This window comes from Streptomyces sp. NPDC057682 (assembly GCF_042799575.1).
Classification (GTDB): Bacteria; Actinomycetota; Actinomycetes; order Streptomycetales; family Streptomycetaceae; genus Streptomyces.
This window is the reverse complement of sequence record NZ_JBHVIN010000006.1, coordinates 117,070-128,750: the sequence shown is the minus strand read 5'-3', so window position 1 is coordinate 128,750 and position 11,681 is coordinate 117,070. Positions and strand designations below refer to the sequence as shown.

At 75.1% G+C, this 11,681-nt stretch carries 10 protein-coding genes and 1 pseudogene; 6 read left to right on the top strand and 5 right to left on the bottom strand.

The window, feature by feature from the left end:
- Positions 1–3: 3 nt before the first annotated feature.
- Together ACFVDM_RS12660 and ACFVDM_RS12655 are read right to left on the bottom strand one after the other, a co-directional pair.
- Positions 4–1,140: a PP2C family protein-serine/threonine phosphatase gene (locus ACFVDM_RS12660; protein ID WP_383637109.1), complete on the bottom strand. Its 1,137-nt coding sequence runs from the start codon at positions 1,138–1,140 to the stop codon at positions 4–6.
- Between the two features lie 159 nt (positions 1,141–1,299).
- A complete protein-coding gene (locus tag ACFVDM_RS12655; protein WP_383637106.1) occupies positions 1,300–2,238 on the bottom strand; it encodes a TIGR03620 family F420-dependent LLM class oxidoreductase in 939 nt (312 codons plus the stop codon).
- 108 nt (positions 2,239–2,346) lie between these two features.
- On the opposite strand from ACFVDM_RS12655, the gene ACFVDM_RS12650 reads away from it, so the two are divergent.
- Both ACFVDM_RS12650 and ACFVDM_RS12645 read left to right on the top strand, forming a co-directional pair.
- Complete coding sequence (locus tag ACFVDM_RS12650; protein ID WP_383637104.1) at positions 2,347–2,943, top strand: TetR/AcrR family transcriptional regulator; 597 nt, start codon at positions 2,347–2,349, stop codon at positions 2,941–2,943.
- Positions 2,944–2,976: 33 nt separating this feature from the next.
- Positions 2,977–3,051, top strand: a pseudogene (locus ACFVDM_RS12645) (restriction endonuclease); the annotation flags it as partial.
- A 154-nt stretch (positions 3,052–3,205) separates the two neighbouring features.
- Here ACFVDM_RS12645 and ACFVDM_RS12640 read toward each other — a convergent pair.
- Entirely contained in the window at positions 3,206–4,009 is an 804-nt protein-coding gene (locus ACFVDM_RS12640; RefSeq protein WP_383637101.1) for a uracil-DNA glycosylase, read from the bottom strand.
- A 216-nt stretch (positions 4,010–4,225) separates the two neighbouring features.
- On the bottom strand, positions 4,226–4,582 hold the full coding sequence (locus tag ACFVDM_RS12635) for a hypothetical protein (protein WP_383637098.1): 357 nt from the start codon (positions 4,580–4,582) through the stop codon (positions 4,226–4,228).
- 150 nt (positions 4,583–4,732) lie between these two features.
- Here ACFVDM_RS12635 and ACFVDM_RS12630 point away from each other — a divergent pair, with 150 nt between their 5' ends.
- From ACFVDM_RS12630 to ACFVDM_RS12615, 4 genes are all read left to right on the top strand, one after another.
- Positions 4,733–6,007: an AAA family ATPase gene (locus ACFVDM_RS12630; protein ID WP_383637095.1), complete on the top strand. Its 1,275-nt coding sequence runs from the start codon at positions 4,733–4,735 to the stop codon at positions 6,005–6,007.
- Complete coding sequence (locus ACFVDM_RS12625; RefSeq protein ID WP_383637092.1) at positions 6,004–7,611, top strand: VWA domain-containing protein; 1,608 nt, start codon at positions 6,004–6,006, stop codon at positions 7,609–7,611. The genes ACFVDM_RS12630 and ACFVDM_RS12625 overlap by 4 nt, the downstream gene beginning before the upstream one ends.
- A gap of 67 nt (positions 7,612–7,678) precedes the next feature.
- Positions 7,679–9,229 carry a hypothetical protein gene (locus ACFVDM_RS12620; protein ID WP_383637089.1) on the top strand — a complete coding sequence of 517 codons (1,551 nt, stop codon included), beginning with the start codon at positions 7,679–7,681 and terminating at the stop codon, positions 9,227–9,229.
- A 357-nt stretch (positions 9,230–9,586) separates the two neighbouring features.
- Positions 9,587–10,636 (top strand): aldo/keto reductase, encoded by a 1,050-nt coding sequence (locus tag ACFVDM_RS12615; RefSeq protein ID WP_383637086.1) that lies wholly within the window; start codon positions 9,587–9,589, stop codon positions 10,634–10,636.
- Between the two features lie 112 nt (positions 10,637–10,748).
- Here ACFVDM_RS12615 and ACFVDM_RS12610 read toward each other — a convergent pair whose 3' ends face one another.
- Entirely contained in the window at positions 10,749–11,483 is a 735-nt protein-coding gene (locus ACFVDM_RS12610; protein WP_383637083.1) for a dienelactone hydrolase family protein, read from the bottom strand.
- Positions 11,484–11,681 lie beyond the last annotated feature (198 nt).

Sequence of the window (11,681 nt, the reverse complement as noted above, 5' to 3'; positions counted from 1 at the left end):
GCCTCAGGCCGGTCCCCTTGTCCTTCCCGGCCCCGCTTCCCAGGTGAGGGCCAGGAGCGCGGCGTCGTCGTGCGCGGCGTCGTCGCCGTACTCCTGGGCGTCGCGGAGCAGCCAGTCGAGGAGGCCGTGCGGGTCGACGGGGTGCGGGTGGGTGTGCAGATAGGTGGTCAGGCGCTGGGCGAGGGGGTAGAACGCGCCGGTGGCGTCGCGGGTCTCGGCGATGCCGTCGGTGTAGAGGAGAAGGGTGTCACCGGGGTGGAGGCGGGTGCCCGGGAGGGGCGCGGGCCCGGCCGGGGCGGGAGCGGTCTCGATGCCGCGCAGGCCCAGGGGGAGACCGTGTGCGGCGGGGAGTTCGCGGACGGTGCCGGCGTGCAGCACGAGTGAGGCGGGATGCCCGCACGAGTGCGCGTGGGCGTGGCCGTCGGGGGCGATCTGGATGAGGAAGGCGGTGACGAAGGCCTCCTCGTCGCGGAGGAAACGGTTCAGGCCGGTGTCCAGGCGGCCGGCCAGGAGACCCAGGGTCGGCTGGTCGTACGCGGCCTCGTAGAAGGAGCCGAGCACGGCTGCAGCGGTGGACACCGCGTCGAGTCCCTTGCCGCGCACATCGCCGATCAGGGCGCGTACTCCGAAATCGGTGTCCGCCACCGCGTACAGATCCCCGCCGATGCGGGCGTACTCGGCCGCGGCGCGGTAGGTCGCGGCCGTACGGAATCCGCGCAGCGTCCGGGGCGGCGGACGCAGCACCGCCCGCTGCGCGGCCTCCGCCACCGAGGCGACCTGGCGAAGCCGGGCGGACTCCCGTTCCCGGCGGCGGACGACGAAGCAGCCGAGGGTGGCGATCACGCAGATCACCACCGTCGTCCCGACCACCGAGCCGATCCGCTCGGGCTCCGCGGGCAGGAGCAGCCACCGCGTGCAGGCCGCGACCACCGCCGAGCCGATGATCACCCGGGGGCCGAAGCCGAAGGAGATGACGGCGGGAATGGCGACCAGCACCGAGGCGATGTGCGAGGACGGCGGGGTGCTCACCTGGAGGACCACGACCAGCGCGTACAGCAGCAGGGCCGTACCCAGCGCCGCGATCCTGGTGGCCCGGCCGGCCCTCGGCCCCGTGCCGGCCACCCCGTCACCGAGCGGCATCCCACTCCTCACCGCCCCCGGACCGCGGCCCTCGCCCGCGGCCGGAGCGCTTGTCCGTCCGTGCTCCGGAACCCCCTGTTCCGGATCTCCGGCAACCACGCTCGCACAGGCGGCATCGGCCCCTCAGGAGCCGCGCCGGTCAGCGGTGGCCGGCGAGGGTCACCCGTTGCCGTCCGCCGTGCCGGGGCGCGAGACGAGCGCGGGTGCGAGGGTGCGCCACTCCCGCAGCGGCAGTGCGGACGGATCCGCCGTCAGCACCTGTACGCAGACATGGTCGGCGCCCGCTGCCAGATGCAGGTCCACCCGTCGGCGGATCGCCTCCAGGTCCCCGTACGCGACGATCGCGTCCACCAGGCGGCGGCTCGGGCCGCCGACGATGTCCTCGTCCCCGAAGCCGAGCCGGCGCAGACTGGCGACCTGGTGCGGCGCCTCCAGATATCCGGCGACATGGGCCGTGGCCACCTCGCGCGCCCTCGCGGCGTCGTGGTCGAGCACGACGGCCTGCTCGACCGCGAGGAACGCGGCGGGGCCCATGAGCCGTCGCGCCCGTTCCGTGTGTGCCACGGGGACGAAGTACGTGTGCGCTCCCCAGGTGCGTTCGGCGGCCAGGCCCAGCATCTTCGGGCCGAGGGCGGCGAGCAGGCGGCGCGGCGCGGGATCGGGGCGCGGGCCGTGGGCGGGCGAGGCGTCCATCGAGGCGAGGTACGCCCGCATGGTGGGCACCGCCCGGCCGAGGCCCGGAACCGGGTAGCCGTCGACGACGTGCACGGTGTCGTCGACACGGTGACCCCCCAGGCCGAGTACGAAGCGTCCGGGGAACGCCTCGCCGAGCGTGCGTTCCGCCGCCGCCGTCGTGCGGGGCTCGCGCAGCGCGATGTTGGCGATGCCGGACGCCACGGTCATCCGGCGGGTCGCCGAGAGCAGCAGCCACGCCTGTCCCACGGCGTCCCGCCCGAACGCCTCGCCGTACCAGAGGGCGCCGTACCCCAACTCCTCGATCTCCGCCGCCGACTCCCTCACGCGCGCGGCCGGCTGCCCTTCGTGGGCGAAGGTCCAGATGCCGACCCGGCCGAGTGCGGGCGATGGGCTGTCCGTCATGGCTCTCCCCGGATTCCATCAACCGGAGAGGTTCTCCGGTTTGGGTTCGCTACGATACGGAGACCCTCTCCGCTTGGCTAGCCCCGGAGACCGTCGAAGGGCAGGACGATGACGACCGGACCCGGTCAGGACGTACCGTCACCGCGGCGCACCGACGCGCGTCTCAACCGGGAGCGCCTGGTGGCCGCCGCGCACGAGGAGTTCACCGAGGCGGGCCCCGACGCGTCGCTCAACGCGATCGCCCGCCGTGCCGGAGTGGGCCCCGGCACGCTGTACCGGCATTTCCCGAACCGACGCGCCCTGTTGACGGCGGTCCTCGCCGACCGGATCCGCACCCTCTGCGAGCGGGCGGAGGCGTTCTCGGCCACGTACGGGCCCGACGAGGCCCTGGCCCGGTGGCTGGACGCCTTCCTGGCCCACGCCCGCGCCAACCAGGGCATCGGGGGCGCGCTGTTGATCGACGGGGCCGGGGAGCCGGACATCGACTGCCACCGGCTGATCCTCGAGGCGGCGGACCAGGTGCTCGTCCGCGCGCAACGCGAGGGGGCCGTCCGTCCCGATCTGACCGCCGAGGACCTGATCCGGCTGGTCACCGGAATCGCGCTCGCCACGGCCCGGGACATCGACGAGGAGCCCGCCCGGCGGCTGCTGCGGCTGGTGCGCGACGCCGCGCACGCGCGCCCGCGCCCCATGTCCGAAGACTGAACCGGCGCCACCTGCACCGTCGCCGGCCGTGAGATGCGCGATCTGCTGGGCGCCCAGGTGCACTTCGGGGTCGACGGGGCCGTGTTCGTCACGACGTCGTGGTTCAGCCGCCCCTCCGAGGGCTTCGCCCTCCAGCACGGCATCATCGCCGTGCACCGCGATCACCTCGGGCTGTGGAACAGTGGCGCTCCCTGCTGTCCCTGGGCGAGGTCAATGGCGGCGGCCGGGGCGACGCGGCGCACCGCACGCGTCGGCGGCGCGTCTACGGGGAGTAGGGCGGCCCGGCCGGGCCGGGGAGCGGGCCGTCCGGGCGGGCGGGCAGACCGGCCGTCAGGGCGGCCTCCAGCAGGACTTCGTGCAGCATCGCCGGGGTCAGGCGCCGGGTGGACACGTTCCTGCGGCTGACGTGGTAGGAGCCGAACACCGACAGCGGGGCCCGCGAGTCCCCTTCCCCGGGCCGCAGTTTCGCGCGGACGCCGTGGCCGAAGGCGGGGCGGGGGCGGGGCGGCTCCCAGCCCGCCTGCCGCAGGGCCGGGAAGGCCGCCTGCCAGCCGAAGCCGCCGAGGACGACGACGGCGCGCACCGTCGGTGCCAGCAGGCGGAGTTCGCCGGTCAGCCAGGGACGGCAGGTGTCGCGCTCCCCGGTGGTGGGGCGGTTGTCGGGCGGCGCGCAGTGCACGGGCGCGGTGACTCTGACCCCGTACAGCTCCAGGCCGTCGCCCCGGTGCGTCGCGGTGGGCCGCGAGGTCAGGCCGAGCCCGTACAGCGTCGAGAACAGCAGTTCACCGGCCTGGTCGCCGGTGAACATCCGGCCCGTCCGGTTCGCGCCGTGCGCGGCGGGTGCCAGTCCGACGATCACCAGGGCCGCGTCCGGCGGGCCGAAGCCGGGCACCGGGCGCCCCCAGTACGTCCAGTCCCGGAACGCGGCCCGTTTGGTGCGGGCCGTCTCCTCGCGCCAGGCCACGAGGCGCGGACAGGCACGGCACTCCACGAGGCGCGCGTCCAGCGCCGCCGGTGTGCGTGCCCCGGCGGCGCTGGACGCGGGAAAGTCCTCGGCACGCGACACGGCCGGACCCCTTCCGGGTGGGGCGGGCGGACAGGAACGGGTGGGCGCACCGCGGCCGGTGCCCCCGCACCGCGGCCCCACCGCTCAGGTATAGCCGGTGCCGTGCCCGTGCGGGCCGTCCTTCCGGGCGCCGTTCGGGTGGTGGGCCCGGCGGGGCGGCAGTCACCAGGGTCTCCCCGGCTCGCGTGCCGGTTCGGGGGGTGGGCCGTGGACCGGTCAGGCGCCGGGCTCGTGGCCTGCCTCTCCGGGGTGCCGCGGAACCCACCATTCCAGCAGGCCCCAGAGACCGAGCGAGAAAGCCGTCAGACTCATCAGCGCCGCTGCCCAGGGACGGCCCGTCCAGCGCGTCGCCAGCATCCAGGCGACCAGCGGGAGCAGCGCCCCGCCGAGCGCGATCAGCGGGAGGTCGACGAAGAGGACGCTCGGATCGCGGTTCTCGCCCTCGAATCCGCCGAAGACGCTGCCCGAGGCCCGCGGTGCCCAGGCCAGTGGCGCGCTCGCCGCGCCGATTCCGGCGACGAGGCACCCCGCTCCTCCCGCCGCACCCGACATCGCCCTCGTATCCCGTTTCATGCGGTTTCCGCTCCACCCTCCGGCACGTGTCTGTGCTGCGCCAGACGTCAGAGGCGAGGCGTGTGGTTCCGTTGGGGTACCGGATGGGGCGGCGGCGCACCGCCCGGACCCGGGACAGGGTGAGTGAGTACGGACATATGGGGTGGGGTCATGGACGCACACGGGATTCAGGACACGGGCGGCGCGCTCCGGCCACCGAACGGGCCGGACCCGGTGAGCGGTCCTCCCGCGCACACCACCGCGCCGCGTCTGCGAGCCGTCGTCCGGGAGCTGTCCGCGCGCTTCTACGAACGGGACGACGTGGTCCGCACCCTGGTCGTCACCCTGCTCGCCGGTCAGCATTCGCTGCTGCTCGGCCCGCCCGGCACCGCCAAGTCCGAACTGGCCAGGGAACTCACCGGCCGGATCGACGGAGCCTCCTACTGGGAGATCCTGCTCTCCCGGTTCACCGCCCCGACCAGGATGTTCGGGCCGATCGACGTCGCCGCCCTGGCCCGGGGCGAGTACCGCCAGGTCTACGACGGGCGCGCGACCACCGCCCACATCGCGTTCATCGACGAGATCTTCAAATGCTCCACCGCCGCCCTCAACGAGACGCTGGGCTACCTCAACGAGCGGATCTACCACCCGGAGAACGGCGGCGAACCCGTCCGCTGCCCCCTGATCGGCGCGATCACCGCGAGCAACGAACTGCCCGCCGGGGAGGACACCGCCGCGATCTACGACCGGCTGCTCGTCCGGATCGAGGTCGGCTATCTGGAGGACCCCGAGAACTTCGCCGCGCTCGTCCGCTCCGCCGTCAGCCGCCCCGGCCCGTCCGCCAGGACGACGGTGGACCTGGCCGCGCTGCGGCGCGCCGTGGCGGAGGAGGTGCCCGCCGTGGACGTGCCCGCCCCGGTCGTGGACGCGGTCTGCACCCTGCGCGCGGCCCTGCGCCGCAAGGACGTCATCGCCTCCGACCGGCGCTGGCGGCAGGCCGTCCGCCTCCTCCAGGCCTCCGCGTACCTGGACGGGCGCACGGCGGCCGCCGCCGAGGACCTCCCGGTCCTGACCCACGTCCTGTGGAACACGCCCGCCGAACGGCCCGCCGTCGAACGCGAGGTGCTCCACCTCGTCGACCCCGGGGGCCGGGAGGTGCTGGAACTCGCCGACGTGCTCGACGCACTGGAGACCCAGCTCGACGCCATGGCCGGACAGTCCCGGGAGGCGTTGAGCGACTGGGTCATCAGGAACGCGCACCACCGGCTCGCCACGGCCGGAACGCGTCTGGAGCACCTGCGCGGCGAGGCCGAGCGGGCGGGGCGCTCCACCGCGACGATCGACCGGGTGACGGCCCGCCGGCAAGCGGTGCGCAGCCGGGTCCTCACCGAGGCGCTGGGCCTCGACACGGACATGGTGGACACGGCCTCCGGGGACACCCCGTGAACGAGGCCCCGGAGACGGCGGAGCTGATCCGCCGCGCCGGACCCTGGCTGGCCCGTTCGTCGGCCCCCGCCGAGCACCGCACCGCCGCCGTGCTCGGCGACGACCCCTTCGACACCGCCACCCGGCACGAGACCTTCGAACGGGCGACGGCCCTGCGCGAACTGGCCGCGGAACTGGAGGCCCGCCACCCCGGCGCGGCCGACCTCCTCGCCGACGTCTTCACGGCCGCCCACGCCGCCCGGCCCCGGCTGCGCGCCCGCGAGGCCATGGATCCGGCACGGCTGCCGCACCACGCGATCGTCGCCGCGCTCCTGGAGACGCCCGCCTTCCGCGAACTGCGCGGACTCGCGGCCGGCGACCCCTGCGCTGCGGCCCTCGCCGTACTGGCCCTGGCCCCGGAGCTGCGGAGGATCCTGGAGCAGACCGGCAGGGAACAGGATCTGGCGCGGCGGGCGCGGGAGGCGGAGCGCCACGGGGCGGAGGCGGCCACCGCCGTGGCCGACGCGCTCCGCGAGGCCGTCGGGGGCGCTGCCCCGGCCGGTGCCGACGCCGAAGCCGTGCACCGGGCGGTGCGCGCGGCCGAGCGGGCCGATCGGGTGGCGCGGGCCTCGGCCCGTGACGCGGACCGGGCGCTCACCGCGGTCGTGCCCGGGATCCGCGCGGCCGCGCGGACCGCGACGGAGCGCGCCGTCACCGCGGCCCGCACCGAGGCCGCGCTCCTGCGCGCCTGGGGCGTCGGCGCGGCGGAGAAGGAGCGCCTGCCCTTCGATCAACGGCTGCGTCTCGCCCGGCGGATGGGAACCGGACGGCTGGCCCGCTGGGCGGATCTGATCGGCCGCTTCCGGCAGATGGCCGAGGGCGAGCGGTCCCGCAAGGTGAGCGGCGCCTCCGGCGAACTCGTCGGCGTCACCCTGGGCGACGACCTCTCCCGCGTCGTCCCCTCCGAACTCGCCCACCTCGGCCTGCCCGCGCTGCGCGCCGTGTTCGCCGCGCGCCACGCGGCGGGCGAGCTGATGCTCTACGACCACCGGGGCGAACGGGCCACCGGCAGGGGCGCGATCATCGTCTGCGTCGACACCTCGCACTCCATGTACGAGGCCGGGCCCGGTGGCGTGACCAGGGAGGCCTGGGCCAAGGCGTGCGCCCTGGCCCTGTTCGACCAGGCCCGGCACGCCCGGCGCGACTTCGCCGGCATCCTCTTCTCCTCGCCCGGCCGGCACCGGGTCTTCCGCTTCCCCGCGGGCGAACCGGCCGCGACCGCCGACGTCATGGAGTTCGCCGAGACCTTCCTGGGCGGTGGCACGAGCTACGAGACCCCGCTGGGCGCGGCGGCGGAGCTGCTGGACCGGGAGCACGACCGGACGGGCCGCGCGCACGGCGACATCGTGATGATCACGGACGACGAGTGCGCCGTGACCGAGGAGTGGCTGCGCGACTGGCGAACGACCCGGCGCCGTCTCGGATTCCGGGTCTTCGGGGTGGCCGTCGGCGCCCCGCACGCCGCCGGGGAGGACTCCGTCCTGGACCGCCTCTGCGACAACCTGCGCGCGGTCGAGGACCTCACCGACGTCCGTGCCGCCGCCGGCCTCTTCCGGCTGATCTGAAGGGGCGTCGGAGCGATGTGACCGGGCCGATGCGGGGACGTGATGTCGTCCTGGCAGGGTGGTGCCGGTGGACGCGCGTGAAGAGTCGGGGCACCCGGCCGGGGCGAAGGTACGATCCGCCTGCGTCCGGCTGCGGCGGGCCTCGGCCCTCGTCCTGTTCCTGGGGCTGCTCGTGGCAGGACCGGCCGGCTGTGCCGAGCCCCCCGGACCCGGACTCGTCGTGCCCCCGGTGCTGTACGTCCCCCGCGATCCGCAGAGCCCCGCCCGGCTGAGCGTCGAGGAGACCCGGGCGGCCGGTGCCACCGTCACCTTCGACGCGACGGAGCTGAAGGGGGTCGCGGCCGTCGAGACGGCCCTGGACGCCTGCCCCGCGCACCCGCCCGTCTTCCGCTGCGCCGTACCGGACGACGCCACCGCCGTGAAGCGCAGCGGTCAGGCCTTCCGGCTGCGGGCGGCCGGGGGAGCGGCGCCCGGGGACACGGCGGTGCTGCGTTACCGGGTGAGCACGCCGGGCCGGCCCACGCTCACGGGCAGCACCCGTGTCGTCGTCGGCACCCCCGAACTGGCCGTCGGGGCCCGCGTCGGCGCGGACGCCGTCGACCCGGGCGGGACGGTGTCGGCGACCCTCACCGTACGCAACACGGGCGACGTCCCGGCCCGGGGCGTCTCGTTCTTCATGACGGCGCGCGAGGGCCTGGAATTCACCGGCCGGCACCGCAACTGCGGCTACCGGGGCGGCACATCGGCGTGGTGCCGGCTGCCCGCGTCCGAGGTCGTCATCCCGCCCGGCGCCACGTACCGGCTGCGGACGCCCGAGATCCTGCGGGCGGACCGCGACGCCACCTATCCCAGGATCCTGTTCGAGGCGGCCGCGCTCGGGACGGACTACGTGCCTCCGCCCGAGGTGGCGTCGCGGTACGAGGACGGCGAAGGGCCCGGCCTCCGCCTGGTTCCCGACGACGGCACGTCCGACGCGCCGTCCGAGGGGAAGGACGGCGGTGCGGGCGGCCGGGGCACGGCCGAGCTGAAGGTGCCGGTGCGCAACGCGGCCGACCTCGCCGCGGTCGCCGGCACCGTCACCGGCCCCGTCGGCAGCCGGGCCGCGGTGCGCGTCGGCGTGCGCAACGAGGGCCCCGGCGCGCTGCCCGCCACGGCACGGATCGAATTCGACGTGCCACCGGGCACCACCGTCGTGCGCTCCCCGTACGAACCCGAGCGCGACGAGGAACTGATCGACCAGGACTGCCGGGCCCTCGCCCCCGACGGCACCCCGCTGACCGAGCCCTCCGCGCGCCAGCCGGCAGCCCGCCGGTACGTGTGCCGGGCCCCGGCAGGATCCGCGGGGGCGACGACCACCTTCCCCTTCACGCTCCGGATCGACGCGGCGCATCCCCCGGGGCCGGGGCGGGTGACCGTGTCGGACGGTGCGTCCGGGCGCGTGAGCCACGACGAGACGGCCGCCAACGACATCGCCGCTGTTGCGGTGTCCGTGTGGCCGGGGCCGTCCTGGGCCACGCCCGCGCTGTACCGGACGGTGGCGATCGTTCTCCTCCTGTGCGCGGTCGCGGGTGCGGCGACGGCGCTCGTACGCCGCCGCCGGCGCGGACGCGCGGGGTGAGGCGGTCGGCCCGGCTCATCGCGCCGCTGTGTCCGCCACCGTTGAAGGATCGTTTCTTCGAAGAGTGCGTCGGCGGGATTCCGAACGGTCCGGCCGCACGCACCACATGCAGGTGTCCGGCTCGTGGGCCGGAGTGTCGAGTCGGCGCAGTCCCAGCAGCGCGGCGCCCGTCACCGGAACGGGGCCGTGGAGGTCGGAGAAGCAGTCCATGCCGGGCCAACGAGTCCGGGCCGCTGCCGTCACGGGGCGGGCGGCGCGTCACCGGCCGCGCGCCCGGGGCTCCTTGACTTCGAGTGTGCTCCAACTCGTAGGCTCCGCCGGACAGTCCGCAGTCCGCGCCGTTCACCAGGAGTCCTCTTGCGCTATCGCATGCTCGGCCGCACCGGCATCGAAGTCAGCGTGCACTGTCTCGGCACGATGATGTTCGGGGCGGTCGGCAACCCGGACCACGAGGACGGCGCCCGGGTGATCCACGCCGCGCTCGACGCGGGGATCAACTTCGTCGACACCGCCGACATGTACTCGGCGGGCGAGTGCGAGGAGATCGTCGGCAAGGCGCTCAAGGGCCGCCGCGACGACGTCGTGCTCGCCACCAAGGTGCACTTCCCGATGGGGGAGGGTCGCAACCGGGGCGGGAACTCGCGCCGCTGGATCATCAGGGCCGTGGAGGACAGCCTGCGGCGTCTGGGAACCGACTGGATCGACCTCTACCAGATCCACCGCCCCGACGAGAACACCGACATCGAGGAGACCCTGTCGGCCCTGAGCGACCTCGTCCACCAGGGCAAGATCCGCGCCTTCGGCGGGTCGACGTTCCCCGCCGAGGCCGTCGCCGAGGCCCAGTACGTCGCCGAGCGGCGGTCCCTGCTGCGGATGCGCACCGAACAGCCGCCCTACTCGATCCTGGCCCGGGGCATCGAACGCTCCCTGCTGCCGGTCTGCGAACACCACGGCATGGGCGTGCTGACCTGGAGCCCGCTGGCCGCCGGATTCCTGTCGGGGAAGTACCGGGCAGGCTCCGCCGTAGACCTGAGCACCGGACGTGCCGCCCACCAGCCCTTCCGCTTCGACCCCGCCCTGCCCGAGAACGCCGCCAAGTACGCCGCCGTGGAACAACTGGCCGAGCTGGCCGCCGATCTCGGCCGCACCCTGCCCGAACTGGCCGTGGCCTTCGCCGCGACGCACCCCGCCGTCACCTCGGTCATCATCGGACCGCGCACGCTCGACCAACTGGAGGGCCTGCTGAAGGGCGCCGCGCTGACCTTGGACGACGCGACGCTCGACCGCATCGACGCGATCGTGCCGCCCGGGACCGACCTCTACCGGGCCGACGCCGCGTGGACCCCCGCCTCGCTGGCCGACCCGGCCCGCCGGCGCCGCCCCCTCGCGGAGCGCGCGGCGGGCTGACCGGGCGGGGACAGGGACCGGCGGGCGGTCACCGGCTCACCGAGGCCGCCCGCCGCACCCTCGACGGCTTCCCCGGACGGCGCACGAACCGCGCGGGACCCCCGTACTGGGCTCAGCCGGCGGGCAGCGCGCTCCCGAGCAGCGCCAGCAGCCGGTCCCAGTGGTGTCCGGACGCCCCGGCGTCGAAGGCGTCGGTGTCCGGCATCGTGAAACCGTGCACGGTGCCGGGGTAGATCTCCGAGGTGTACGCGATGCCCGCCGTGTCGAGCGCCGCGTTGACCCCGGCCAGCGCCTGCGGCGTCAGATCACCGGCCGCGTGGCCGAAGTGGATCTCCGCGCGGAGCCCGGAGAGGACGTCGAGCCCGTCGGCGTGGACCGGTCCGTGGAACGAGGCGAGCGCGGCCACCGTCCCCGGGTGGGCGGCGGCCGTGCGCACCGCCAGCAGTCCGCCGAAGCAGTAGCCGCTGACCGCGACGGGCCCGGGGGCGACCTCGGGGCGGGCGCTCAGGAAGGAGAGGAAGGCGCCGGCGTCGGCGAGCGTGCGCTCGGGCGTGTGCGCCTCGATGAACGGCATCAGCCGGGCGACGAGGCCGGGCCGGTCGTCCTCCCCGATGAAGTCCGGGAGTTCGACCACGGGCGTGGGCCCCTGCCGGTGGAAGACGTTCGGGACGAGCACAACGTAGCCGTGGCCGGCCAGTTCGCGGGCCATCGCCCGCAGGGCGGGCCGGATGCCGAACGCGTCCGGGTACATCAGAACGCCGGGGTGGGGCCCACCACCCTCGGGGAAGGCGGCGAACGCGTCGGCCGGGCCGTCCGGCGTGGGAACGAGCAGGGTCGTGTCGGGCATGGGAGCTCCTGGGTGTCGAAGGGGTTCGTCCGCTGATCGACACCGAGGGCGGCGGAGCACGGGCGGCCCGGCTCCGGTCCTCGTGACACGGGGCCCCGGCGGCCCGGAGGGCACTCAGGGAAGTGCCGGGTCACCGATCCGTGTGTGGCGCGAGGCCGTCCCGGTCGTCATGGGACCGAACCTATCCCCGACCGCCGC

Bases quoted from the DNA above. Each gene is read 5' to 3' on its own strand.
- ACFVDM_RS12660 (WP_383637109.1), bottom strand. From the start codon at position 1,140: ATGCCGCTCGGTGACGGGGTGGCCGGCACGGGGCCGAGGGCCGGCCGG.
- ACFVDM_RS12655 (WP_383637106.1), bottom strand. From the start codon at position 2,238: ATGACGGACAGCCCATCGCCCGCACTCGGCCGGGTCGGCATCTGGACC.
- ACFVDM_RS12650 (WP_383637104.1), top strand. From the start codon at position 2,347: ATGACGACCGGACCCGGTCAGGACGTACCGTCACCGCGGCGCACCGAC.
- ACFVDM_RS12635 (WP_383637098.1), bottom strand. From the start codon at position 4,582: ATGAAACGGGATACGAGGGCGATGTCGGGTGCGGCGGGAGGAGCGGGG.
- ACFVDM_RS12630 (WP_383637095.1), top strand. From the start codon at position 4,733: ATGGACGCACACGGGATTCAGGACACGGGCGGCGCGCTCCGGCCACCG.
- ACFVDM_RS12610 (WP_383637083.1), bottom strand. From the start codon at position 11,483: ATGCCCGACACGACCCTGCTCGTTCCCACGCCGGACGGCCCGGCCGAC.